Annotated in this window: 20 protein-coding genes; 9 read left to right on the top strand and 11 right to left on the bottom strand. The window is 71.0% G+C overall.

Features of this window, described 5'->3' with window-relative positions; translation table 11 throughout:
* Window position 1: 1 nt before the first annotated feature.
* Window positions 2-1555, bottom strand: coding sequence for an acyl-CoA synthetase (locus tag ACFYNL_RS03700; RefSeq protein ID WP_388795817.1), 1554 nt, complete (start codon window positions 1553-1555; stop codon window positions 2-4).
* Window positions 1552-2661 carry a nitronate monooxygenase gene (locus ACFYNL_RS03695; RefSeq protein ID WP_388795814.1) on the bottom strand — a complete coding sequence of 370 codons (1110 nt, stop codon included), beginning with the start codon at window positions 2659-2661 and terminating at the stop codon, window positions 1552-1554. The genes ACFYNL_RS03700 and ACFYNL_RS03695 overlap by 4 nt, the downstream gene beginning before the upstream one ends.
* A 167-nt stretch (window positions 2662-2828) precedes the next feature.
* On the opposite strand from ACFYNL_RS03695, the gene ACFYNL_RS03690 reads away from it, so the two are divergent.
* Window positions 2829-4598, top strand: a complete 1770-nt coding sequence (locus ACFYNL_RS03690; protein ID WP_388795812.1) for a serine hydrolase — start codon at window positions 2829-2831, stop codon at window positions 4596-4598.
* A gap of 76 nt (window positions 4599-4674) precedes the next feature.
* On the opposite strand, the gene ACFYNL_RS03685 is transcribed toward ACFYNL_RS03690, so the two are convergent.
* From ACFYNL_RS03685 to ACFYNL_RS03670, 4 genes are all read right to left on the bottom strand, one after another.
* The gene (locus ACFYNL_RS03685) at window positions 4675-6249 is read right to left on the bottom strand and encodes a phytoene desaturase family protein (protein WP_388795809.1); all 1575 of its coding nucleotides are present in this window, start codon (window positions 6247-6249) and stop codon (window positions 4675-4677) included.
* Between the two features lie 78 nt (window positions 6250-6327).
* Complete coding sequence (locus ACFYNL_RS03680) at window positions 6328-8568, bottom strand: tetratricopeptide repeat protein (protein ID WP_388795806.1); 2241 nt, start codon at window positions 8566-8568, stop codon at window positions 6328-6330.
* Between the two features lie 63 nt (window positions 8569-8631).
* Window positions 8632-9429 carry an oxygenase MpaB family protein gene (locus ACFYNL_RS03675; RefSeq protein ID WP_388797299.1) on the bottom strand — a complete coding sequence of 266 codons (798 nt, stop codon included), beginning with the start codon at window positions 9427-9429 and terminating at the stop codon, window positions 8632-8634.
* Between the two features lie 270 nt (window positions 9430-9699).
* Window positions 9700-10869, bottom strand: coding sequence for a PucR family transcriptional regulator (locus ACFYNL_RS03670; RefSeq protein ID WP_388797296.1), 1170 nt, complete (start codon window positions 10867-10869; stop codon window positions 9700-9702).
* A 165-nt stretch (window positions 10870-11034) separates the two neighbouring features.
* Between ACFYNL_RS03670 and ACFYNL_RS03665 the strand changes: the two genes are divergently transcribed.
* On the top strand, window positions 11035-12558 hold the full coding sequence (locus ACFYNL_RS03665; protein ID WP_388795803.1) for a long-chain fatty acid--CoA ligase: 1524 nt from the start codon (window positions 11035-11037) through the stop codon (window positions 12556-12558).
* Between the two features lie 131 nt (window positions 12559-12689).
* On the opposite strand, the gene ACFYNL_RS03660 is transcribed toward ACFYNL_RS03665, so the two are convergent.
* Together ACFYNL_RS03660 and ACFYNL_RS03655 are read right to left on the bottom strand one after the other, a co-directional pair.
* Window positions 12690-14228 carry a ricin-type beta-trefoil lectin domain protein gene (locus tag ACFYNL_RS03660; protein WP_388795800.1) on the bottom strand — a complete coding sequence of 513 codons (1539 nt, stop codon included), beginning with the start codon at window positions 14226-14228 and terminating at the stop codon, window positions 12690-12692.
* Window positions 14229-15285: 1057 nt separating this feature from the next.
* Window positions 15286-15894, bottom strand: a complete 609-nt coding sequence (locus tag ACFYNL_RS03655; protein WP_388795797.1) for a TetR/AcrR family transcriptional regulator — start codon at window positions 15892-15894, stop codon at window positions 15286-15288.
* 122 nt (window positions 15895-16016) lie between these two features.
* Between ACFYNL_RS03655 and ACFYNL_RS03650 the strand changes: the two genes are divergently transcribed.
* Window positions 16017-16778, top strand: coding sequence for an SDR family NAD(P)-dependent oxidoreductase (locus ACFYNL_RS03650; RefSeq protein ID WP_388795794.1), 762 nt, complete (start codon window positions 16017-16019; stop codon window positions 16776-16778).
* 43 nt (window positions 16779-16821) lie between these two features.
* Window positions 16822-17226 (top strand): DUF4345 family protein, encoded by a 405-nt coding sequence (locus ACFYNL_RS03645; RefSeq protein WP_388795791.1) that lies wholly within the window; start codon window positions 16822-16824, stop codon window positions 17224-17226.
* An 895-nt stretch (window positions 17227-18121) separates the two neighbouring features.
* Here the strand turns inward: ACFYNL_RS03645 and ACFYNL_RS03640 are convergent.
* Together ACFYNL_RS03640 and ACFYNL_RS03635 are read right to left on the bottom strand one after the other, a co-directional pair.
* Window positions 18122-18772 (bottom strand): class I SAM-dependent methyltransferase, encoded by a 651-nt coding sequence (locus ACFYNL_RS03640; RefSeq protein WP_388795789.1) that lies wholly within the window; start codon window positions 18770-18772, stop codon window positions 18122-18124.
* A gap of 687 nt (window positions 18773-19459) precedes the next feature.
* Complete coding sequence (locus ACFYNL_RS03635) at window positions 19460-19876, bottom strand: MarR family winged helix-turn-helix transcriptional regulator (protein ID WP_388795786.1); 417 nt, start codon at window positions 19874-19876, stop codon at window positions 19460-19462.
* Between the two features lie 170 nt (window positions 19877-20046).
* Between ACFYNL_RS03635 and ACFYNL_RS03630 the strand changes: the two genes are divergently transcribed.
* From ACFYNL_RS03630 to ACFYNL_RS03610, 5 genes are all read left to right on the top strand, one after another.
* Window positions 20047-21555, top strand: a complete 1509-nt coding sequence (locus ACFYNL_RS03630; protein WP_388795783.1) for an MFS transporter — start codon at window positions 20047-20049, stop codon at window positions 21553-21555.
* A 154-nt stretch (window positions 21556-21709) separates the two neighbouring features.
* Window positions 21710-22999, top strand: a complete 1290-nt coding sequence (locus tag ACFYNL_RS03625) for an aldehyde dehydrogenase family protein (RefSeq protein ID WP_388797293.1) — start codon at window positions 21710-21712, stop codon at window positions 22997-22999.
* A gap of 95 nt (window positions 23000-23094) precedes the next feature.
* Complete coding sequence (locus ACFYNL_RS03620) at window positions 23095-23475, top strand: PPOX class F420-dependent oxidoreductase (RefSeq protein WP_388797290.1); 381 nt, start codon at window positions 23095-23097, stop codon at window positions 23473-23475.
* 111 nt (window positions 23476-23586) lie between these two features.
* Window positions 23587-24111 (top strand): hypothetical protein, encoded by a 525-nt coding sequence (locus ACFYNL_RS03615; RefSeq protein WP_388795780.1) that lies wholly within the window; start codon window positions 23587-23589, stop codon window positions 24109-24111.
* Between the two features lie 135 nt (window positions 24112-24246).
* Entirely contained in the window at window positions 24247-24387 is a 141-nt protein-coding gene (locus ACFYNL_RS03610; RefSeq protein ID WP_388795777.1) for a hypothetical protein, read from the top strand.
* A 491-nt stretch (window positions 24388-24878) separates the two neighbouring features.
* Here the strand turns inward: ACFYNL_RS03610 and ACFYNL_RS03605 are convergent, their stop codons facing one another.
* Complete coding sequence (locus ACFYNL_RS03605) at window positions 24879-25262, bottom strand: hypothetical protein (protein WP_388795774.1); 384 nt, start codon at window positions 25260-25262, stop codon at window positions 24879-24881.
* Between the last annotated feature and the right edge of the window lie 64 nt (window positions 25263-25326).

The following is a 25326-nucleotide window of genomic DNA, read 5'->3' as shown; positions in this document are numbered from 1 at the left end:
TTCACAGCGCTCGGTCGCGCCCCTCCCAGTAGGGGTCCCGCAGCCGCCGCTTGTACAGCTTGCCGTTGGGGTCGCGCGGCATCTCGGCGGTGAAGTCCACGCTCCTCGGCCGTTTGTACCCGGCGAGTCGCTCCGCGCAGTGGTCGAGAAGGGTCGCGGCGAGTGCGGGGCCGGGCTCGTGGCCGGGGGCCGGTTCGACGACGGCCTTGACCTCCTCGCCCCAGTCGTCGTGCGGGATGCCGAAGACCGCGGCGTCCGCCACGGCCGGGTGCGACAGGAGCACGGACTCGATCTCGGCCGGGTAGATGTTCACCCCGCCCGAGATGATCATGTCGATCTTGCGGTCGCGGAGGAAGAGGTAGCCGTCCTCGTCCAGGTAGCCGAGGTCGCCGACGGTGAAGAAGTCACCGATGCGGTTCTTGCGTGTCTTGGCCTCGTCCTTGTGGTACGCGAATCCGCCGGTGTTCATCTTCATGTACACGGTGCCCAGTTCGCCCGGTGGGAGCCGGTTGCCGTCGTCGTCGAAGACGGCCAGTTCACTGATCGGCCAGGCCTTGCCGACGGTGCCGGGCTTCTTCAGCCAGTCCTCGGCGGTGGCGAAGGCGCCGCCGCCCTCGCTGGCCGCGTAGTACTCCTTCACGCACGGCCCCCACCAGTCGAGCATCGCCCGTTTCACATGGTCGGGGCAGGGCGCGGCGCCGTGGATGGCGTGCCGCATCGAGGACACGTCGTAACGGGCCCGGATGTCCTCGGGAAGTGCCAGCAGCCGGTGGAACTGGGTGGGGACCATATGGGTGTGGGTGCACCGGTGGGTGTCGATGAGACGGAGCATCTCCTGCGGTGTCCACTTGTCCATGAGGACCAGCCGGTGGCCGATGTGCAGGGACGCGCCCGCGAACTGCAGGACGGCGGTGTGGTACAGCGGTGAGCAGACGAGGTGCACGTTGTCGTCGAACGGGCGGATGCCGAAGATGCCGAGGAAACCGCCGAGGTACGCCTCCTCGGGGGCCTTGCCCGGCAGGGGGCGCCGGATGCCGCGGGGGCGGCCGGTGGTGCCCGAGGTGTAGTTCATGACCCAGCCGAGGGTGCGGTCGCCGGGTGCCGACTCCGGTTGCCCGTCGAGGAGTTCGGCGTACGGCCGGAAGCCCTCGACCGTGCCGATCGCGTACCGGTGGCTGCCGGGCAGGCCGGCTTCGTCGGCGGCGTGGCGTGCGGGGGCGGCGAAGCGTTCGTGGGCGAGGAGCACCTTGGCGCCGGAGTCGGCCACGATCCAGGCGATCTCGGGGCCGACGAAGTGGTGGTTGATCGGCACCAGGTAGAACCCGGCCTGGCTGGCGGCGAGGTAGGCGGTGAAGAACTCGGCGCTGTTGGGCAGGACGACCGCGAAGGCGTCCCCGCGCTCCATACCGGCCGTGCGCAGGCCGTGTACGAGGCGGTTGGCGTCGGCGTGCAGCCGTCCGGCGGTCCACGCCTCGCCGTCGGGGGCGACGAGGACCGTGCGGTGGGGGTCGGCCGCGGCCTGGGCCCAGAAGCCCACGGGCGGTGTGTTCGTCACTGGCCGCTCCTTCCGGCGATGCGGTTGATGCGGTCGACGGCTCGTTCGAAGCCGCTGGTGAGGTCGTCGAAGACGGCCTGGACGCTGCGCTCGGCGGTCATCCGGCCGACGATCTGCCCGACGGGGGTGCCGAGCAGCGGTTCGACCTCGTACTTCTGGATGCGCGAGACGGCGTCGGCGACGAGCAGGCCCTGCAGGGGCATGGGGAGGGTGCCGGGCCCGTGCGCGTCGTCCCAGGCGTCGGTCCACTCGGTACGCAGCTGGCGTGCGGGTTTGCCGGTCAGGGCGCGGGAGCGGACCGTGTCGCCGGATCCGGCGGCGAGCAGTTTGCGGGTCAGGGCCGGTGAGTGGAGGTCGGCCTCTGTGGTGGTCAGCCATATGGACCCCAGCCACACCCCTTGGGCGCCGAGGGCGAGCGCGGCAGCCACCTGCCGGCCGCTTCCGATGCCGCCGGCCGCCAGCACGGGCAGCGGGTCGACCGCCTCCACGACCTCGGGTGTGAGCACCATGGAGGCGATGTCGCCGGTGTGCCCGCCTGCCTCGTACCCCTGGGCGACGACGATGTCGATACCCGCGGCCTTGTGCTTCTCCGCGTGGCGGGCGCTGCCCGCGAGGGCGGCGACGAGGACGCCCTGATCATGGGCGCGCTCCACCACGTCCGCGGGCGGTGAGCCGAGAGCGTTGGCGAGCAGCTTGATCGGGTAGTCGAAGGCGACGTCGAGCTGGGTGCGGGCGACCTGCTCCATCCAACCGGTGATGCGCCAGCCGGACGCCTCGCCCTCGGCGAGTTCGGGCACGCCGTACTTGGCGAGGGTGTCCTCGACGAACTGCCGGTGTCCTTCGGGGATCATCGCCTCGACGTCGGCCTCGGTCACGCCTTCCACCTTCTTGGCGGGCATGACGACGTCCAGGCCGTAGGGCCTGCCCTCGACATGGGCCTCGATCCAGTCGAGGTCGCGTGTGAGGTCGTCGGGGGCGGTGTAGCGGACCGCGCCGAGCACTCCGAAGCCGCCGGCCCGGCTGATGGCCGCGGCGACGGCGGGGAACGGCGTGAAGCCGAAGACGGCGTGCTCGACTCCCAGTTTCTTGCTCAGCTCCGTCTGCATGGGCGCAGGATGCCGCAGTCCTCCGGACGACGGAAGGCCTTTTCTGATACACCGTCAGATCAGTTGCGCCGCATGCCCCGTTGACACGGTCCACACCTGACACGAAAGTTTCACCACGCAAGGTGATCCCGGAAAGATTCTTTCAGGCGGAGCCGCGGGAGGCCTCGATGACCGACGACCGAAGCGGACTGACCCGGCGGCACCTGGGCAGAGCCACCATGGCCCTGGGTGGCGCCCTGGCCCTCGCGCCCTTCCCTGCCGGTCCGGCCCGGGCGACCGCGTCCCCGGGCCGCAGCACACTGCGCCACGGCTCCCCCGAGCGGGCCGGCCTCCTCGCCGCCCACCTGCGCCGCCTGGTCACCGACGCTGAAACGTTCCTCGGCCCCTCCCCCACGCACCCCTGGTACGCGGGCGCCGTCCTGCTCGCCGGGCGCGGCCACACCGTTGCCCTGCACCGGCCCATCGGGATGGCGGTGCGCTATCAGGCGTACGACGAACAAACCGGCACGGGCGTCGAGTTCCCGGCGGAGCGGCAGATCGCGACGGCCGAGGACACCGTCTTCGATCTGGCCTCGGTGTCCAAGCTGTTCACCTCCGTCCTCGCCGTCCAGCAGATCGAGCGGGGTGCGCTCGCGCTGGAGTCGACGGTCGCTTCCCACCTCCCGGACTTCGGCCGGGCGGGCAAGCAGGACATCACGATCCGTCAGCTCCTGACGCACACCTCGGGGTTGCGCGCGTGGATCCCGCTGTACAACGCGCCGACGTACGAGGCCAAGCTCCAGCTCATCTGGAACGAGGCCCCGCTGAACCCTCCGGGCACCGCCTACCTCTACTCGGACCTGAACCTCATCTCCCTCCAGCTCGTCCTGGAGAAGGTCACCGGCCGCACGCTCGACACCCTCCTGCGCGAGGAGATCACCGCCCCGCTGGGCATGCACCGCACCCGCTACAACCCGCCCGCCGCCTGGAAGCCGGTGATCGCGGCCACGGAGGACGCCCGTAGGCCCTGGTCCGGCCTGGACCGTGGGCTGGTGTGGGGGGATGTGCACGACGAGAACGCCTTCAGCCTCGGCGGCGTCGCGGGCCACGCGGGCGTGTTCTCCAACGCCTGGGACCTCGCGATCCTCGGCCGCACACTCCTCGACGGCGGCGCCTACGGCAGGGCCCGCATCCTTCGGCCGGAGTCGGTGGAGCTGATGTTCACCGACTTCAACACCGCCTTCCCCGGCGACGAGCACGGCCTCGGCTTCGAGCTCCACCAGCACTGGTACATGGGCGCGATGGCCACCCCGCGCACCGCGGGCCACACCGGCTTCACCGGCACCTCGCTGGTCCTCGACCCGACGACCGACTCCTTTCTGGTGATCCTCGGCAACTCGGTCCACCCGGTGCGCAGTTGGCGCTCCGGCTCGGCGCCCAGGGTGGCCGCCGCCAACCACCTGGCCCGCGCCGTCCCGGTCCGCCCGCGGCACGGCCGTACCGCCTGGTTCTCCGGCATGGCGAACGCGACGGCCGCCACCCTCGCGCTGCCCCCGCTGGACACGTCCGCGGGCGGCGCCCGGCTGCACTGCGCCCTGTGGTGGGACACCGAACCACGGGCGGACGTCCTCGCGCTGGAGGCGACGACCGACGGGGGCGCCACCTGGCAGCCGCTCCCCTTCGCCACGGCACGTCGCCATGAGCCGTACCAGGACCACCCGACCGGTACCGTCACGGGCTGGTCGGGCCGCGTCTGGCACCGGCTCACGGCCCGACTGCCCACGCATCGGCAGCTGGAGCTCCGCTGGCGATACACCACCGATCGGCTGTACGTGGGCCGTGGGGCCTACGTCGACGCACTGCGCGTGGACGCGGCGGGCACCGTCCTCTTCGACGAGGCCCGGCCGGCGGACGCGACGCGGATCACGGCGACCGGCTGGAGCCGCTCCTCGGACTGATCACCCGGGCTCTCGCATCGGTGTCAGGCGGCCCGCGCACAGCTCCTGCCGTGCTCGCGCGCGCTGCACCCTGCAATCATGCGTCCGCTTGAAGGACGGCCATCGCCGCGTTGTGCCCCGGCACTCCGCTCACCCCTCCCCCTCGTACCGCACCGGCCCCGCACAGCAGCACGTTCGGGTGCGGTGTCTCGACGCCCCAGCGCCCGGTGCCCTCCTGGGCGTACGGCCAGGCCAGCTCGCGGTGGAAGATGTTGCCGCCGGGCAGGCGCAGGTCGCGCTCCAGGTCCAGCGGGGTCTTCGCCTCGATGCAGGGACGGCCTTCGGCGTCGGTCGCCAGACAGTCGGCGAGCGGCTCGGCGAGCTGGGCGTCCAGCTGGGCGAGGGTCGACTTCAGCAGCTCCTCGCGGACGGCGTCGTTGTCCCGCGCGAAGAGGCGGGCCGGGGTGTGCAGTCCGAAGAGGGTGAGGGTCTGGTAGCCCTTCTCGACGAGGTCGGGGCCGAGGATGGTCGGGTCCGTCAGCGAGTGGCAGTAGATCTCCGACGGCGGCGCGGCGGGGAGATCCCCCGCCGCGGCCTGGGCGTGGGCGGTGGCCAACTGGTCGTAGCCCTCGGCGATGTGGAACGTGCCGGAGAAGGCTTCGCGGGGGTCGACGGAGCTGTCCCGCAGTCGGGGCAGACGCTTGAGCAGCATGTTCACCTTGAGCTGGGCGCCCTCGGCGGGGTCCGGGGGCGTGTCCCCGGTGAGCGCGGCCAGGTCCTGCGGGGAGGCGTTCACCAGGACGTGCCGGGCGGCGGTGACGCCTTCGCCGTCGGCCGTCCGGTAGGTGATCTCCGCCGTACGTCCGTCCGTGTGGATGCGTACCGCCTCGTGCCCGGTGGCGAGGACCGCGCCGGCCGCGCGTGCCGCCGCGGCCAGGGCGTCGGTGAGCGCGCCCATCCCGCCGACGGGGACGTCCCAGTCGCCGGTGCCGCCGCCGATGACGTGGTAGAGGAAGCAGCGGTTCTGCTTGAGCGACGGATCGTGGGCGTCGGCGAAGGTACCGATCAGGGCGTCCGTGAGGACGACGCCCCGGACCAGGTCGTCCGCGAACCGGTCCTCGATCGCTACGCCGATGGGCTCCTCGAAGAGGGTCCGCCAGGCCTCCTCGTCGTCCACCCGGCGGCGCAGTTCGTCACGGCTCGGCAGGGGTTCGGTGAGGGTCGGGAACACCTTCTTGGCGACCTGGCCGGTCATGCCGTAGAAGCGCCGCCAGGCGGCGTACTCGTGCTCGCCGCCGGTCAGCCGGGCGAACGCCTCCCGGGTGCGCCGCTCGCCGCCACCGACGAGCAGTCCGGTCGGCCTGCCGTCGCGCTCCACGGGGGTGTACGAGGAGACGTTGCGCGTGCGGACCCGGAAGTCCAGGCCGAGATCGCGGACGATCTTCCTGGGCAGCAGGCTGACCAGGTACGAGTAGCGGGAGAGCCGAGCGTCGACACCGGCGAACGGCCGGGTGGACACGGCGGCGCCCCCGGTCCGGTCCAGCCGCTCCAGCACAAGCACGGACCGGCCGGCGCGGGCCAGGTAGGCGGCGGCGACCAGGCCGTTGTGGCCGCCACCGACGATGACGGCGTCGTACGTACGGTGTCCGGGGTGTCCCTCGTGTGCACGCATGGTTCTTCGTAACACGTGATGATCTAGGTCGGCCATAGGTGGGACGCGCCGGGGTCACGGGCCGGGGACGCGCCCGGTTCACCCCCCGCCGGTGCTTCCCCGCTCCCGCAGCGCCGCCACCCTCCGGTACAGCTCGGCCGCCTCGGTACCCCGTCCGAGTTGCTGGAGGCAGTGGGCCTCGTCGTTGCGGCTGGCCAGGGTGTCGGGGTGGGCGGGGCCCAGGACGTGTTCGCGGGCGGCGGCGACACGGCGGTACTCGGTGAGCGCGTCGGGCCAGCGGCCCAGCCAGCCGAGGCTCACGGCGACCTCGCGGCGGCTGACCAGGGTGTCCGGGTGATCGGGGCCCAGGACGCGCTCGCGGATCGCGCACACGTCACGGGACTCGGCGAGGGCCTCCTCCCAGCGGCCGAGGCGGCCGAGGTTGACGCCGAACCCGTGGCGGGCGCGGAGGGTCTCGGGGTGGGCGGGGCCGTGCACGCGGGTGCGGTCCTCGATGAGGTCGCGGTAGAGCCGGAGCGCTTCCGCGCTGCGGCCGAGGCGGCCGAGGCTGATGCCGACCTCGTAGCGGGCGGCCAGGGTGTCCGGGTGGTCGGGCCCGAGGGCCTGGGCGCGGGCCTCGGCGACCTCCCGGTAGGTCCGCAGGGCTTCCTCCCAGCGGCCCAACTGGCCGAGGGCGTACGCCACCTCGTAGCGGGTGACCAGGGTGTCGGGGTGGTGCGGGCCGAGGACGCGGGCGCGGGCGACGGCGACCTCGGCGGCCATGCGGTAGGAGTCCTCCAGACGGCCGAGTCTGCTGAGGTTGAAGGCGAGGTTGTGGCGGCAGCGCAGGGTGTCCGGGTGGTCGGCGCCCATGGCGTGCTCACGGGCGGTGAGCACGGACAGGTACACCTGGTGGGCGTCGAAGTGGCGGCCCAACTGACCGAGGACGTAGGCCATTTCCTGCCGGGCGGCGAGGGTGTCTGGGTGATCCGGGCCGAGGGCGAGGCTGCGGACGCGGGCGACGTGCTTGTACTCGCGCAGCGCGTCGGCGGCGCGGCCGGTGCGGCTGAGGGTGAAGGCGACCTCGTAGCGGCTGGCGAGGGTGTCCGGGTGGTCGGGGCCGAGCAGGTGCTCGCGCTCGGCGGCGACGGCCCGGTGCACCTCACCGGCCTCCGCCCAGCGACCCAGCCGGCCGAGGCTGAGGCCCGCGTTGTGCCGTCCCGCCAGCGCGGAGAGCGTCGCCGCGGACGGGGCGGGCGGTTCGTGGGGGGCCGCGGTCTCCTCGGGCCGGCCGGTGGCCGGCCGGGGGATCCACTCGCCGGTGAGGCCGGCCGCGGCGTCGGGGGGCGTGGTGCGCAGTCCGGCGCCGGTGGCCTTGTGGCCGGTGGTCATACCGCGGGTCCAGGACGGCAGGCGGGGCTCCCGGGCCACGGGCTCCGGGGGCCGCAGGTCGGGTCGCGGGCTCACCACGGTGGGCACGTACGCCGGTGTGGTACGGCCCAGATCGATCCGGCGGCCCAACTCGCGCCCGTCGTGGGGGCGTTCCTCGGGTCGTTTCGCCAGCAGGTCGAGGATGATCTTCTCGAAGTACTCGGGCAGCTCGGCCCGGTGGACGCGGGGCGGCCGGGGCGGGGTGTCCCGGTGGCCGACGAGGATCGCCCAGGGGTCGTCGAGGTCGAACGGCGGTACGCCGGTGGCGATCTCGTACAGCACGCATCCCAGCGAGTACAGGTCGCTGCGCTGGTCCACCTCCTCCCCGCCGATCTGCTCGGGCGACATGTAGTGCGGGGTGCCCATGGCGATGCCGGTGCCGGTCAGCCGGGACGTGAAGCCGATGTCATGGCCGAGGCGGGCTATGCCGAAGTCGCAGATCTTCACCGTGCCGTCGGCGAGCCGCATGATGTTCGCGGGCTTCAGATCGCGGTGCACGATGCCCTGTTGATGGGTGTAGGCGAGGGCGGCGGCGACCTGGTCGGCGATCTCGACGACGTCGGGGACGGGCAGCGGATGCTGCTTGTTGTCCTCCAGCAGCTGGCTGAGGTTGCGGCCCTGAAGCAGTTCCATGACGAGGAACAGAACGCCGTCGGACTCACCGAAGTCGTGCACGACGGTCACCCCGCGGTGTTGGAGCGCGGCTGCCACCCGGGCCTCGCGACGGAACCGCTCCCGCAGGACGCGGGTGAAGGACTGGTCGTGGTGCGGTCCCAGCGGCTTGAGGCACTTCACAGCGACCTGCCGGCCCAGCGACTCGTCGCGGGCGCGCCACACCTCGCCCATGCCGCCGCGCCCGATCGGTTCCAGCAGCCGGTACCGGCCCTGGATCAGCCTGCTGTCCCCCATCTCCCGCGATCGCCCCCCGTGACGGTCCGCCCCACCCTCCCCCGGCCCGTCCAGTATGGCGGGCTATCGCCCTGGTTTGTACGGCGCCGGGCGGGTCTCCGGGCCGAGCCGGGCCATGGCGCGCAGGATGTGTTTGGGCGGGAGTTGCCAGCGCAGACGTGCGGGAACGCAGCGCAGCAGGGTGCCCGTGGCACGCAACTGGCGGGTGACGGTGGTGGGTTCGGGCGCCGGTCTGCCGTACAGCTCGTGGGCGTACGGCGGCAGAGCGGCGTACGCCAGGTCGGCCACGCGCCGCCAGAGGACCTCGCGCGCCGGGACGAGCAGGGGGTGGGTCGGCGGACGGAGCAGGAAGTCGTCCACCGCGCGTGCCTCGGGTCCGCAGGCGAGCTCGGGGCGCACCGTGTCGAAGTAGGCGGCCATCTCCTCCTGGTTCGCCGGTACGGCGTCCGGGTCGAGGCCCACCAGGCGGGCGCTGACCCGGTGTTCGGCGATGTAGCGGTCCGCCTGGGTGTCGGTGAGGCGAAAGCCCGAGCGCCGCGCGACCCGCAGATACGAGTCGATCTCCGCGCAGTGCACCCACAGCAGCAGTCCGGGCTCGTCGACGCCGTACCGCTCCCCCGTGTCCGGGTCGGTGGCCCGCAGCCTGCGGTGGATCCCGCGCACCCGGGCGCCCGCCTTCTCGGCGGCCTCGGTGGTGCCGTACGTCGTCGTCCCGACGAAGTCGGCCGTCCGCAGCAGCCGGCCCCAGGCGTCCCGCCGGAAGTCGGAGTTCTGCATGACACCGCGTACGGCACGCGGGTGCAGGGCCTGGAGGTAGAGCGCGCGGATGCCCGCGACCCACATCATCGGGTCGCCGTGCATCTGCCAGGTCACGGAACGGGGCCCGAACAGACCGGGGTCACCTCTGTGTATGGCGTCCACCTCAGCAGTGTGACCAGGATCCCCGGCCGGCACCAGGCAACGTTCATGACCTCTGCCGATGTCGACCGGGTGAGGCGACCGCAGGTACGGCGTCACCGAGACCGGTGGCACCGTGGTCCGGCGCAGGTCCCGCGAGGTGTACCGGCGCCCGCGCGGCCCGAGGCGCCGGGCCTCACCCCACGCCGTGTGCGGAGCAGTACACAGGCGTCGTTACTGACTGACGTCGCTGAACGACGCGCTCGCCCGGCGTGCCGCGAGGAGCGCGACGCGGATGTCCGCCGTCGCCCGTGGATCGGACAGCGAGCGGGCCGTGAGCTCCTCGACGCGCCGCAGCCGGTAGCGGACGGTGTTGGGGTGGACGAACAGGCTGCGCGCCGCGTCCGTGGCGGAGCCGGCGGCGGCGTACCAGTGCTCCATGGTCTCCAGGAGCCGGGCGCGCTCGGCGGCCGGGAGATCGAGCAGGGGCTGGAGGACCACCTCCACCAGGTGCGCCGCCTCGGTCGGGGCGGCGGCAACCACCATCGCCAGCGGGTCGTCGTCGAAGCGCGCGACGCCGGGCCCGGTGCCCGGGAGGCCGGCCAGTGCAAGCCGGGCGAAGCGCAGAGCCCGTGGGGTGTCCCGCAACGAGTCGAAGCACGGGCTGACGCCCACGCGGGCGCCCGCGCGACGCAGGATGCGCAGGCAGGTGCCCTCCGCGGCCGCGGTGGGCAGGGCGGCCAGACCGATCTGCTGGTCGGGCAGCAGCCGCCAGGCGAAGCGGACCTGGGCCTGCCGCAGCGCCGTCTCCGTCCCCGCCAGCGGCTCCTCGCCGGGAGCGTCGGCCGCCGCCGCGGCGACCACGTAGGGCCCGCGGTCGGGCAGTCCCAGCTCGCGGGCGGCCTCCCACAGCGTGTGGTCGGCGATGGCGCCGGTGAACAGCGCTTCCACCAGTGCCGAGCGGCGGGCCTGACGCCGCGAGGTCAGTTCGGCGGTGGTCTCCCGGTAGGCCGCCGCCACCGCCTCCGCGTAGCGGCCGAACAGCGCCCAGATCTCGGCCGACTGGGACACCAGCCGGGCGTCGGAGACCTCGGGATGGGTGCGTGCCTCGATGAGGATCTCGGTCCACACGAGCTCGAAGCCGATCCGGTACGCGTGCAGGGTGTCCGCCAGTGGCACGCCCTGCTCGGCGCGGATGCGGCCGGTCTCCCGGGCCGGGCTCGGGTCCTGCTCGCCCGCCCGGCCGAGCTGCTTCAGGAGCATGTCCGCGTTGGCGGTGCACGAGCGGCGCAGCGAGTCGAAGGGGATCAGCGACTCGTCCCTGTAGGCATCGACGTCCGAGCGGATGCGCTGCGCCATCCGCTCGCCCAGTTCCGGCAGCCTTGCATGAAGCGCCGAGACCACCCCCGAGATGTCCATTCCAGCAGCTTAATGCCCGTGTTTTGTCATCAGGAACAATCTTGGAGTACACGCGCTGTCCCACCGCACATAGGCCGTCGGCGCGGACATCAGCACCATGTCGTCAACGTGAACAACGGATTTCAACGGTGACGTTCGTGGAGGCGGGTCATGGCCAATCTGGCTGAGTTTCTGGTGGAGACGGCACGGCGGCAGCCGGAACGCCCCGCGCTGCGACTCGGGGACCAGGTCATCAGCTACGCGGAGCTCGACGGGCGCAGCGCCCGCGCCGCCGCGCTGCTTCGGGCCGAGGGCGTACGACCGGGAGACCGGGTCGCCCTGATGCTGCCCAACGTTCCCGAGTTCGTCGTCCTGTACTACGGCGCGCTGCGCGCCGGCGCGGTCGTCGTCCCGATGAACCCGCTACTGAAGACCCGGGAGACCGAGTACCACCTGCGCGACTCCGGCGCGGTCATGCTCTGCGAGTGGCACCAGGCGCCGGGCGAGGGCGCGCAGGGCGCGGCCGCCGCCGGTGTGCGGCACATGGCCGTCGAGCCCGCCGCCTTCGCGGAGCTGCTGGCCGGTCATGAGCCGCTGCCGGAGGTGAGCGAGCCGGACGGCGAGGACGTGGCCGTGCTGCTGTACACCTCCGGTACGACCGGCCGCCCCAAGGGGGCGACGCTCACCCACGCCGGGCTGCGGCACAACACCGACGTCAACGCGGTCCACGTGCAGCAGGTGACGCCGGACGACGTGGTGGTGGGCTGTCTGCCGCTGTTCCACATCTTCGGCCAGATCTGCACGATGAGCGTGACCCTCCGCGCCGGTGCCTCACTCACCCTGATCCCCCGCTTCGACCCGCAGACCGTGCTGGACGCCATCGCCCGCGACCGGGCGACGATCTTCGAGGGCGTGCCGACCATGTACGCGGCGCTGCTCCAGCACCCCTCGGAGGCGGACGTGTCGACGCTGCGGATGTGCGTCTCCGGCGGGGCCTCACTGCCGGTGGAGGTCCTGCACGGCTTCGAGCGCCGCTTCGGCTGTGTGGTGCTGGAGGGCTTCGGCATGTCCGAGACCAGTCCGGTGGTCACGTTCAACCACCCTGACCGGCCGCGGAAGGCCGGGTCCATCGGCACCCCGATCAAGGACGTGGAGGTCCGGCTCCTCGACGACAAGGGCCAGGACGTGGCCCAGGGCGAGATCGGCGAACTGGCCGTCCGCGGGCCGAACGTGATGAAGGGGTACTGGAAACGCCCGGAGGAGACGGCGGCCACCATCCAGGACGGCTGGCTGCGCTCGGGCGACCTCGCGCGCCAGGACGAGGACGGCTACCTGTACATCGTCGACCGCAAGAAGGACATGATCATCCGCGGCGGCTACAACGTCTACCCGCGCGAGATCGAGGAGGTGCTCCACGAGCACCCGGCCGTCGCACTGGCCGCGGTGGTGGGCGTGGCCGACGCGCATCTGGGCGAGGAGATAGCGGCCGCGGTGGTGCTGCGCCCGAAGGCGCAGGCCACGTCCGACGAGCTCCAGCAGTTCGTCAAGGACCGCGTTGCGGCGTACAAGTACCCGCGCCAGGTGTGGCTCGTGGACACACTGCCCACGGGCCCCAGCGGCAAGATCCTGAAAAGGGAGATCACCGCGCCGGCCCACCGGGACGGCTCTGTCACGTCGACCGACCGGGTGGGATGACCTTCTGGGCCCGTCGGCCCCGTCTTGCTCCGGGGCCGCGGCCGGCTCGTTCACTCCCCGCGCCCCCCGGAGGCCGGTCGCGGCTCCTGGCTTCCGCGACCGGCCCGGGGCGTGCCCCGGGGGGACGTCCGTCAGCTGGTCTTCCACTTCTGGTTGTCGCCGCCCCAGCAGGACCACAGTTGGACCTTGGCGGTGGCCAGGTCCTTGTCCAGGCACAGACCGGACTTCACTGAGCGGATCGTGCCGTCGGAGTAGAACATCCACTTCTGATTGTTCTGCCCGTTGCAGTCGTAGGTGCCGACTTGGGTGGCGTTGCTCGTGCCTTCACGGTAGGCGTCCAGGCACTTGGTGCCGCCGTAGACGGTGAGCTGCCCGGAGGGCGTCAGGGTCCACTGCTGGTTGGCGCCGCCCGAGCACTGGTCGTAGACCTGGACCTGGACGTTGTCGCGGCTGACGTAGGGGACGTCGAGGCAGCCGTTGCCGTCGGCGTTGCGCAGGATGCTCGTGTGTGAGCCGGGGTCGGCACCCCAGGCACGCTTGACGGCGTCGATGCCGCTGATGTTGCGGATGCCGAGCGTCAGGTCGGCACCGCTGCCCTTGAGGTCGAAGAGCGAGTAGTAGTCGTGGTCGGGGTACTCCTGGTACTTGCCGCCGATGGCAGGCCAGTAGACCGCGCCCATGCCGAGTTCGCGGACGGTGTCGGTGTCGGCGCGCAGGTACCGCACGAAGTTGTCGGTGCTGTCGGCGTCGTTGTAGTCCTTGCCGGCGTCCGCGCCTGCGCCGCCCATCGGTGCGCCGAACTCGTCCAGGACGGTGCGCTTGGCGCAGGTGCCGACCTTGCTCTTGAAGTCGGTGACCCACTCGCCGTAGGTCCTCGCCGGCTTACTGAAGGCGTAGTGGTGGAGCGAGAGATAGGTCCCGTCGAGGCGGGAGTCGGCGCACACGCTCGTGACGTAGTCGTTGTAGCCGGGCCCGCTCACGATGATCCGGTTCCTGGGGACCGACGGCTGGTCGGCGATCCACTTGGCGGCGATGTCCGCCCACTCGGTGGCACTGTGCCCATGGGGCTCGTTGAACGGCTCGAAGTAGACCAGCCCGTTGGACGCGTATCTGTCCGCCACGGCCTTCCACATCGACTTGAACGCGTCCGCGTCGACGACCTTGCCGCTCCAGCCGGGCCCGTCCGGTTTCCCGTCGTTGTTCCTGTCCTCGCCGTCCCCTTCCCAGTAGGAGAGGATGACCTTGAAGCCCTTGGCTGTCGCGGCATCGATGGCGCCGGCGTACCTGTCGCCCCACGTCGTGCCCGGGACGGAGTGGCTGTTGATCGGCAGCCGTACGGTGTTGGCGCCGAGCGTGCTCCGGAACCCGCTGAGGATGGCGTCGGCCTTGACCTTGACGGTCTCGTAGCTGTCGGATTCGTTCAGCCCTTCGGGGACAACGGCGCCGTAGGTGAAGTTGTCTCCCACTCTGGCCCAGTTCACGCCTTGGAACTGACCGGCGTCCAGCGTGGGCTCTTCGGCGGCGGCCGGTGACGCCCCTGACACGGCACCGATCGACATGGTGATCAGCCCGACCAGCAGAGCAGTTGCCGCGCGCCGCGGGGAACGGGTACCCGCGGAAGGGGGTGCGGTGGAGTGAGGACTGGGCCGGGTGCGCTGGTAGTTGAGCATGTCGTGTCCCTTCCTGTGCTTGCGGCTCTGTACATACGGCTTCGTGCCAACCCGCCGATCGAAGTGGCGGACGGGCACCGAGGCCGAGGGCCGACGTCGTTCGAGCCGTGGCAGCTGTCGGCTCAAGGGGGCCGCTGTAAGCAGGCTTCGTCTGTGGTGCCCACGTGATGTGCAGTGGCGCAGACGCCGGTGCGCGCCACCGCTGCCTTTCGGCGTAGTCGTCCGCCCTGCGCGGATGGGTGGATCGGGGGGCTGGGTACCGGGGGCAGGAGCGCGCGGCGAACAACTCCTGCCCCCGGCAGACTTTGCGGGTGGGCCCCTCCTTCGAGAACACAGCTTCAATCAGAAGTAAACGAATCCGAACGGCGCCGCCCATGAAATCCGTTCGGCCTGCCGAACGTCAAGAGTCGTGCATCGACTTCTTCTGACCCTTACGAAAACGGGAGGGGCTGGGGAAATCGCTCCCCCTGGACGGTCGTTGATGGATCCGCGCTGGCCGCATGTGATGGGCGCGCTCCCATGGCGTGAATGCGCTGCCGGGCCGTGCAGTCGCGGGACCGTCGAGCGACAGGGCGCGCAGGAGCCACTCCCGAACGCGGCTCCGAGAGCATGGAAGCGACTTCCTCCAACCCCTTGCAGAAGCCCTGTGGAACTCCTATGTTCCGAGGCACAGCCCGTTGGAGTCATCTCGCGTCGAGCCGTAAGCGTGGCAGCCGAAATCCGGCTCGGTGTCAGCAAGTCGGCGAGGAAGAACCGGGAACCGAACCTGCCTGCCCCGTCACCACCCAGCCGAAGCAGGAGCGCGTGAGGGAGCCCACAAGCAGGTCCACAAGTGGCGCGCGGACGTCTGGGGAGTTATCGTCAGAGGGTAGAACGACCGGTCTTCCTACCTCCTGGAGGGTATCGCTCGGACTTCCTGACCGGGCCACCCCCAGGCCGGGACATGCCAGTAGGTCGCCGGTGCACGTCGAAGAGAGATCAAGATTTCCGTGAAGCCAATCCGCGCCCCCAGCCGGGGCCCCGCACAGAGTCGCTGTTCCATGCCACCCCGACGGGGTCAGCCTCCCGACCGGATCAACCGGACCGCGTCCAGAAGGGTCTTGTGGGCGGCCGTCGAGTCGTCCAGATAGCCGGCTGCCATCGCGCCGTCGTACAGCATCAGCAGCGCACCGGCAGCCGACTCCGGGGCGCCGTGCCCGAGCCGTGTGAGCAGGTCCTGGAAGAGGGCACGGATCCAGTCCCGGTGGGACGCCACCAGACCCCGGACCGGATGGTCGGCGTCCGGGTATTCGGCGGCGGCGTTCATGAACGGCGACCCGCGGAAGCCACGCTCGCGGGCGTGCTCGGCGATCGCCTCGAAGATCAGGTCGATCGCTTCCGCGGGCGGATGCGCGGCGGCCAGCGGTTCGGCCACTCCCTTGTAGTAGGCGTCCTTGGTCAGCAGATAGGCCACGACCAGGTCGTCCTTGGAGGCGAAGTGCCGGTAGAAGGTCGCCTTCGTCACGCCGGCCTCAGCGATCAGCCGCTCCACGCCGATCGCGCGCACACCCTCGTAATAGAACAGCCGCGACGCGGCCCGGACCAGACGTTCGCGAGGAGGCAGGTCGGCCTCGCTCGTGCTGTTCTGACGCTTGGCGTTGGTTGTCTTCTGCCCAGTAGTACTCACTTCCCCATTCTGCCCGTGGCCCGGCCCCGAGTGGCCTCCACCCCCGTACGGCCGCACCCGGGCTGTCACTCCCCATCTCTACGGCCCGCAACGGCGTGGCCGTTCATCGAAAGGTTTGAACCATGACTCGTCGCCTCGAAGGAACCGCCGCCCTGGTCACCGGAGCCTCCAGCGGCATCGGCCACGCCACCGCTCTGGAGCTGGCCGGCGAGGGCGCCGCCGTGGCCCTGGTCGGTCGGCGCGAGGACCGACTCACCGACCTCGCCGCGCAGATCACGGACGCCGGCGGGAAGGCCCTGGTCGTGCCCGCCGACATCACCACCGCCGAGGCCGCCGCGGAGGCGGTCGAGCGGACCGTCGACGGTTTGGGCCGCCTGGACATCCTGGTCAACAACGCCGGACTCATGCTGCTCGGTCCCACCCCCGGCGCGGACCTGAACGACTGGCGGCGCATGATCGACATCAACCTCATGGGCCTGATGTACACCGCCCACGCGGCCGTCCCCCACCTGGTCAAGGCCGCCGCCGATGAGCCGCGCCAGGTCGCCGACATCGTCAACATCAGCTCGCTCGCCGGCCGCAACGCCTACGCCATGTCCGCCGTCTACAGCGCCACCAAGTTCGGCGTCAACGCCTTCAGCGAGTCGCTGCGCCAGGAACTGGCACGCCAGCACGTCCGCGTCTCCGTCATCGAGCCGGGGAGCGTCGACACCGAACTCCGCACGCACAACCCCGAGGTCATCCAGCAGCACATCGTCTCCGCCCTGGGCGACATCGACCGGCTGCAGAGCCACGACATCGCCGACACCGTCGGCTACATCGTCACCCGCCCCCGGCACGTGGCCGTCGCCGAACTGCTCGTACGCCCCACCGAGCAGGCCTGACCGCCCATTCCGAGGCCAACTCCCAGACACGCAAGGAGTCGTGATGGCGGCCCGCGCCCCTGTCACAGCAGCCGACACCGTCGTCCGCGTCTGCCTGCTGCTCGCCACCGCCATCGCGCTCGGAGACGGTCTGCAACTGTTGGCACAGGGAAGCCCCACGGACGCGGACAACGTGCACCGCTTCATGGCGGGCGTCTACATCGGCTGGGCTCCCCTGTTCTTCTGGACGGCGGCAACGATCCACCGGCAGGGAGTGCTCGTCTACTTCCTGGCAGTCCCGATCTTCCTCGGAGGCGTGGGCCGGCTGGTGTCGTTCGCCCAGAACGGCATCCCCAGCCCGGTCGGAATCTTCCTCGCCTCCGCCCTCCTGGATTTCACCCTCTCGATCGTCATCGTCCGGGCGCACAGCACCGCACTCAGGTCCAGGCGGGTGGGGGCGGCCGCCTGAAGTACCCGTCGTGGGCTGCCCGGCCGTCGCACACGAGTGCCGAGGTGTGCCCTTGGCGCCGCGACGGCTCACGGGTTTGGCGCGGCGCGGCCTGCAGGTGCCGCGGACGAGTGTCGTGTGCGGGTTGGTGGAGTCGCGCGGACGATGCGCACGTCGAGGCTCGGCGCTTCGTGTGCGGGTTGGTGGAGCCGCACGGACATAAGCAGGTCGAGGCTCGGCACAGTTCGGGGAAGCGCGCACCTGACCGGCCCGCGCTCGGCTGAAGTCGTCCACTTCCGCCGGCGGCGGCATCGCTCCTCGGTCCGCCACGGCGCCCGCACCCTCATCAACCTCCGCGACGCCGACGGAGACGCGCTCGTACAGGACCGCACCGTCACCGACTTCTCGACGGTCGAGGAAGAGACGGCCGGGTGCGGTCAGGGGCCGTTGTTGCTGGAGAACCGCTGGAGAACGAATTGCGCGCCAGCTGGCGCCATGTACATGCGCTCCACCAGTCCGATGGCCCCGCGCCGTGCGGGGCGGCCGCCTGATCACAGGACAGAGTCCGGGCCGTCGGCGACCTGCTTCTCGCTGCCGTGGCCGAGACCGAATGACCCCTCCGGCCACCTGGGCGCCCGCCTCGGCACCACCGTCCGCGGCCCGGAGCGGGCCGCGGAGGGTACGAGCCCCCGCCGTCGCTCGCGCAGCCGGCGACATGGCTGGGTCGCACGGCGCCCACCTCGACCGCCTCGGTCACCACCTCGTCAGAGACGAGCGAGGGAAGGGGTGGCGAGGCCGAGCCCGTCGCGAGTTCGAGCCCATCGCGAGTTCGAACTCGTCGCGAGTTCGAGCGCTCCCTCTCGACTCGGCTGGGCCACCCCGTGTACCCGGAGGCGAGGACCACGGGAAGCAGGGGTTACGGGCGCGGTCTGCGGGCGTGGAGGACGAAGGCCGGGGGTGTGTTGCGCCATATCGTGCGGCTGGGGACGACTTCCTCGAAGCGCTCGGCCAGCAGCCCTCGGAACCGGCGAGCGGGGCTGAGGGGAACCGCGTGGAGGTAGGTGAACGCGGTGAATGCACCCGCCGGGGCGAGCACCGCGGACGTCGCGTCCATCAGCCGATGTTGGACGGCGGTGGGAAAGAGCGCCCAAGGCAGGCCGCTGACCACCACGTCGGCGCTCTCGATGCCGCGCTCGTCCAGCAGGTTGCGCAGGTGTACGGCGTCGCACTGGATCACCTCGGCCCCCGCGTGGCGGTCGCGCAGGCGCTGGGCGAGGAGTGGATCGATCTCGACGGCCAGGTGGCGGCCGCGCCCGCCGAGCCGGCGCTGGATCTCGGCGGTGAAAGGTCCGGTGCCGGCCCCCAGTTCCACCACGACGGGCTCGCCGCGTTCCGGCACGGTGGCACAGACCGCCTCGGCCAGGTGGCGCGAGCTGGGCGCGATGGCCCCCATACGGGCAGGTGAGCGCACCCACTGGCGCAGGAAGAGGGTGTAGTCGTTCGCCTCGTGCGGAGACCTGCAGAGACGGCAGTGCCGGGCTCTTCGGGGCGCGGTGCTGGTGGTCATGTCGAGGCCTTGTCGGGGAGTGCGGTGGTCAGATCGGGTCGGTGTGAACAAGGCCCTTACGGTGCACCGGGATCCGCGGCACTGCTCCGCCTGCAGGCGAGCCGGCGCGATGTTCCCGAGCTTTAGCAGAAAGACCGGTCGTTCTACCTGAAAGATAGCGCCCCCGAAGGCTCCGCGCCACTCGCCACCCCGATGGAATACCTTCGCGGCGCTCAACGACGGCCCTCGCGAGCCGGGGAGAGCCCTGCGCAGACCCACCCTGCCGCTGCGCCCACGGGAGGCGGCGGGCTGCGGTCCCGGCAGGCGGGGGCGAATCTCTCGGCCCCCGGAAGGCCTCGCGCGAGGCCACGTCGGCCTCCCGCCCGAAGGCGTCGAGTCGGCGTCGGCGTCGGATTGGCGTCGGGGTTGGCGTTCACAGCGCCAGGAACCGCAAGACGTGCCCCAGACGATCAAGCGGTGCTCCGCCACGGCAGCGCGAAGCACCCCTGGGGTCACGAAATCATCGACGAGAGGGCCGAGTCGCCGGCTTGCACCATCCCCCGAACACTGAAACCGTCCACGGACTTCCGGCCCCGTCGAATGCGCCTGCGCCACCGTCCAACTGCGCGCAAAGATCACTCGCGGAACACGGACGGCCCTCCAGTCACCGCTCGACCTCCCGGCGGACCAGCACCCGTACGGGGCAGCTCAGCGCGGGAAGACGACCGTCAGCAGGCGGAAGAGTTCGGCGCGCTCCTCGCCGGACAGCTGGTCCAGGCCGGTCTGCGTCTGTTCCATGCGCTCGCGGATCGTGTCGATGGCCTTCTCGCCCACCTCGGTGAGGGCGACGTTCTTCACACGGCGGTCGGTGGTGCTGACCTCGCGGTGGACCAGGTCGCGCTTTTCGAGCCGGTCGATGATTCCGGTCATGTTCGACGCGTCGCAGGCAAGGGTGTGGGCGAGCGAGCGCATCGAAGCGGGCCCGCGGCGCAGCACCGTGAGGGTCTTTGCCTGGCTGGAAGTGAGGCCCAGGTCGGCGGCGGCTGTCGTGAAGTCGGCGTAATGCGTACTGACCGCATGGGCGAGCAGCTCCATGAGCTGCGGCTTGGACGGGATCGGGGACATGCCTTGAGGGTATCGCGAAAAGCTTGAACCTCCCAACCTTTGACATTCACCAAGCTCTTATTATTTGATGTCCTCAAGCATCGAGTACCTCAATGGTCTGACTCCTCGACCATCGATGCACACATCCTTGCTCCCCTCCTTCGGGCATCCCTTCCACCGGAAAGAAGACCGTGAAGTCCTCCCTTGCCGCCGCGCCGGAGCGCCGCACCGGCAGCCTCAGCCTCGTCCTGGTACTGGGCCTCGCCGCCATGGTCGTGTCGATGATGCAGACCCTGGTCATCCCGATCCTCGGCATCATCCAGAACGACCTGGGCGCCACCACTGCGCAGGTCAGCTGGGTCACCACCGCCACGCTGCTGTCGGCCGCGGTCTTCACGCCGCTCCTCGGCCGCTTCGGCGACCAGCACGGCACGAAGCCGACCCTGCTCGGCGTGCTGGTGGTCATGGTCGCCGGATCCGTGCTCGCCGCCACCACGAGCTCCATGCTGTGGCTCATCGTGGCCCGTGTGATGCAGGGCGCCGCCACCGCGATCTTCCCGCTCGCACTGTCCGTGCTGCGGGCAGAGGTCGCTCCCGCGCGGCTGCCCGGAGCCATGGCCCTGGTCAGCGGAACGCTCGGGTTCGGCAGCGGCCTCGCCCTGGTGAGCGCCGGACTCCTCTCCCAGGGTGCCGACCCCGACTACCACCAGGTCTTCTGGCTGGCCGCCGCACTCGCCACCGCCGCACTCATCGCGGTCGCTGTGGCCGTCCCCGCGCCTCGCACCCGGACCGGCGGGCGCACCGACTGGCTCGGCGCCACCGGCCTGGCCCTGGTGCTCGTCCTGCTCCTGCTGCCCATCTCACAGGGCCACACCTGGGGGTGGACCTCGGCCCGCACGCTCGCCCTCTTCGCAGGTGCCGCCGTCATGACCGTCGTCTGGGTCGTGATCGAACGCCGGGTCCGCGACCCGCTGGTCGACATGAAGATGTTCGTCCACCGGCCGGTGCTGTTCACCAACGTCGCCGGACTGCTCGTCGGATTCGCCATGTTCGCCCAGTTCATCGGCGTGTCCTACCTCGTCCAGACGCCCGATGAGATCGCCGGCTACGGCTTCGGCGCCTCCGTCCTGCGCGCCTCCGTCGTCTACCTGCTGCCCTCCGCCCTCGTCTCGCTCGTCGCCGCCCAGTTCGGAGGCATGCTGGTACGCCGTATCGGCGCGCGTCTCACACTCGCCGTCGGTGCCGCCTTCGGTGTCATCGGTTTCGCCTGGCTGACCCTCGCCCACGACACCACCGCGTCGGTGGTCCTGGCCGGCATGGTCGTCGGCGTCGCCATCAGCTTCGGCTACGCCGCGATGCCCGCCCTGATCGTGGCCGGCGTCCCGCACCACCAGACCGGCATCGCCAACGGCATCAACTCCATCTCCCGCTCCGCCGGCAGTGCGATCGGCAGCGCCGTCGTCACCTCGCTGCTCGCCTCCCGGACGCTCGACAACCTGCCCGCCGGAGTGCCCGCGTTGCCCGCCGAGAGCCAGTACACCTTGACCTTCGCCCTCGCCGGTATGGCGTTCCTGCTGGTCATCGGCGTGGCGATGGTCGGCCTGGCGATCCGCCGCAGGTCCCCCTCGTCCGCCACCGACGCGCCCGCCCCGTCGGGCGACGGTGAGACCGCGCCCGCGCGCACGGCCGTCACGGTCTGACCTCGCCCCGAACGCCAGGGCCGCGACCTTCTTCCCCTCGGATGCCGACCGGCTTTCCCTTCGCACCCGACAGCCCGAACAGGACACGACTGTGACCGACGCCAAGGCAGCCTTCACCCTCGACGACACCTTCACCGCCACCGAAGCCACCGCGCTGGTGAACCGGCTGCGCGCCACCTTCCGTACCGGCCGCACCAGGCCCCTGGCCTGGCGTCGGCAGCAGTTGACCCGCCTGCGCGACCTGCTCACCGACAACCGTGCGGCGATCGCCGACGCCCTCTACGCCGACCTGCGCAAGAACCGCGCCGAGGCCGACGCCATGGAGATCGACACCACGATCGCCGAGATCGACGACTACCTGGAGCACCTGGAGGGGTGGACCGCCCCGCAGCCTGCCCCCGTCACGGTGCCCGGAATTCCCGGCAGCACTGCCCGCACCGTCTTCGACCCACTGGGCGTCACCCTGGTCATCTCGGCGTGGAACTACCCGGTCAATCTGCTCCTCGTGCCCGTCGCGGGCGCGCTCGCCGCCGGCAACGCGGTCGTCATCAAGCCCGCCGACCACGCCGCCCACACCTCGGCCCTGCTGGCCGAGTTGCTGCCCGCGTACCTCGACACCGATGCGACGGCGGTCGTCGAGGGCGGCGCGCCGGAGACCAGCGCGCTCCTCGCGCAGCACTTCGACCACATCTTCTACACCGGCAACGGCACGGTCGGCCGCATCGTGATGACCGCCGCCGCGAAGAACCTCACCCCGGTCGTCCTCGAACTCGGCGGGAAGTCACCGGTGTTCGTGGACCGCGACACCGACATCGTGACCGTCGCGCAGCGCCTGGCGGCCACGAAGTTCGCCAACGCCGGACAGACCTGCGTCGCCCCCGACTACGTCCTGACCGACCCGGACACCGCGACCGAACTGCAGGCCGCCCTGGTCGTCACGCTCAGTGGGCTGTTCGGTGAGGACCCGCAGACGTCCGGCGCCTACGGACGGATCGTCAACGAGCGGCACTTCGACCGACTGTCCGCGCTGCTGGCCTCCGGCCGCACGGTCGTAGGCGGGCAAACCGACCGCGCGGACACGTACATCGCCCCGACCGTGCTGGCCGACGTCCGCCCCGACGAGCCCGTGATGCAGGAGGAGATCTTCGGTCCCATCCTGCCGATCCTCACCGTGGCGGACCTCGACGAGGCGATCGCGTTCATCAACGAGCGCGACAAGCCGCTCGCCCTGTACGCCTTCACCGAGAGCGACACCACCAAGCGCCGCCTCGCCGCCGAGACCTCCTCGGGCGGCCTCAACTTCGGCCTGCCGATGCACCACCTCGCCGTACCGACCCTCCCCTTCGGCGGCGTCGGCGAAAGCGGCATGGGCAACTACCACGGCCGCTACTCCATCGAGACCTTCAGCCACCGCAAGGCCGTCCTCGACGTCCCGCTGGGCTGAGCCAACCCGGAAGAAGGCACCCCATGCGACATGCCGCCCACGTGGCCGACGCCCCCGAAGCCAATCGCCGCAAGAGCGAGGAGCACGAACACACCATGAACGACACGCTGGCGCGGCTCGGCGCCGGCAAATACATGCTCATCACCAGCTACCGCAAGAACGGCACCCCGGTCGCCACCCCGGTGTGGGTGGTCCGCGACGGCGACACGCTGGGTGTGCGGACCCCCGCCGACTCCTGGAAGGTCAAGCGGATCCGGGCCCGCCGCGACATCCTCGTCGGCCCCTGCGACCTGAACGGCAACCCGACGGGCGAGCAGATCCCGGCCACCGCCGAGATCACCGACGAGGCGACCGGTGCCCGCTACCGCAAACTCATCGCCCGCAAGTACGGCATCCTCGGCCGCCTCATGATCCTCCAGAGCCGGCTGCGGGGCGCTGACAGCACGCTGGGCATCCGCGTGCGGCTCACCCCGTAGCAGCATGACGCACCGTCAGCTCCCGCATCGGTGGCTTCTTCTCGGATGGCCTCGGTGAACGCCATCAGACGGTCACATCACACAAGAGCGAGTGGTCGAGGAGGTCGGATCATGGAAATCGCGGGGAGTCAGCAGCGGACGGCACCCGGCACCTTCACCGCCTTCGCCCGCTTCGTACTCTTCGGCGGCGGCGTGGGGCTCGCCTCCAGCTTCGCCGTGGCGGCCCTCGCCTCGTGGATGTACTGGGGCCTGGCCAACGCTCTGATCACCGTGGTCTCCACCCTCCTCGCCACCGAGTTGCACGCCCGCTTCACCTTCGGCGCGGGCGGGCGCGCGACCCGGCGCCAGCACGCGCAGTCGGCCGGAACCGCGGCGGCCGCGTATGCGGTGACCTCCGTGGCGATGCTTTCCCTGCAGCAACTGGTGACGGCACCCGGCGTGGCGCTCCAGCAGGCCGTCTATCTGACCGCCTCCGCACTCGCCGGGATCGCGCGGTTCGCGATGCTGCGCCTCGTCGTCTTCGCGCGGGGCCGCTCGCGGGTCGCGGCCACCGTCCGTACCGCCCGCCCCGTGCACGCGACCGCGGCCCGTGCCGCGGCACCCGCCGGGCCGGTGGTGCTGGGCCACGCCGCCTGACCGTCACGTGGGCGCTCGCCGCGCCAGACGAGCAGCCGCGCCGCCGGCCGGCTTCGACAGCACACTCCAGCGGCGGGGCCGGCTCACCTGTCAGCCGCGAAGCTGATCCGCACCCGCCGGGGGGCAGGCACCCGGGTGGCGGCGCCCGCGTCCGAGCCACCTCGCCTCGCTCCGTACCAACTCGCCACACTGGCCCGGGACTTCACCTCTGCCGCCCGTGCGCTGGGCGCCGACACCGAAGCCATCCTGGCCGCCGTCCGCGACGCCCTGGACTGACGACGGCCGGTGACGATCAGGGCGGCGACACCATCGCCCGACCCTCTCCAGCCGGAGAGGCCATCCGCGCACCGACAGCGCCCCCGGCCTGATGATGTGCTCACCGAGAAGAAGCTGTTCCACGACGCCCAGCCCCTCGGCGGCGGGGTGACATCTGTCTGAGAGGTGCTCACGGCGGCCGGTTCGGCGGGCAGAGGCGCCGAAGACTCCGGCCGGTCGAGGGTGGCCAGGCCGGCGACGGCGAGTACGGCGGCGAGGAACGCTGACTCACGGCGGACTCGCCTCGACCGCCCCGGGTGCACCCGTCACAGCTTCTTGCTCGCGACATTCGCACACCGCGAGGCCCAGGCCGACCGGGACCGCGAGACGGATTGTTATGCGCATGGGAACTGCTTTCTTGGGTCTTTGCGTGGGAGGGACGCGACGCGGGCATCCGAAGGTCCGGCAGTCCACCTCTTGCACCGGGACAACGGCACTCAAAGGAGCGGGGCTCAGTGGGCAGGGCCGGGGATGGCGAAGCAAAGGGACTTGCCGTCGGTGGGGATCGAGTGGAGGCGGGTGCGGTGGACTGCGCAACGGCCCCCGGAGAGCGGCGCGATGTTCTGGACGGGGAGCTTCCGCCCCTGGTTGTTACCGCCGCTGCAGGTGCAGATCTCGACCTCGACAGGGCTGGTGGCGAACTCCGGGACGTCCAGGCATCGGCCGGACCGGGTGGCGCGGAGGCCGCCGTCGGCCAGCTGCGTCCACTTCTGGTTGTATCCACCGTTGAGGGTTCGGGCCGCGGCGGCGAGCCGTCCGTGGCAGGACTGGCACTCGTACGGCTCGCAGTGTCGAGTCCGGACCTGGGCGTGCTGCATGGCCAGAGGCATGAACATGGCCCACGGGCTCGGGGCGGCCGACGCGGGTGCCGGTCCGGGGTCGGCCCGGCACCCGCATCGG

Origin of the sequence: Streptomyces sp. NPDC007808, from assembly GCF_042868655.1 — a bacterium.
Taxonomy (GTDB): Bacteria; Actinomycetota; Actinomycetes; order Streptomycetales; family Streptomycetaceae; genus Streptomyces.
Note: the sequence above shows the minus strand (reverse complement) of the source record. Positions and strands in the feature narration are given on the sequence as shown.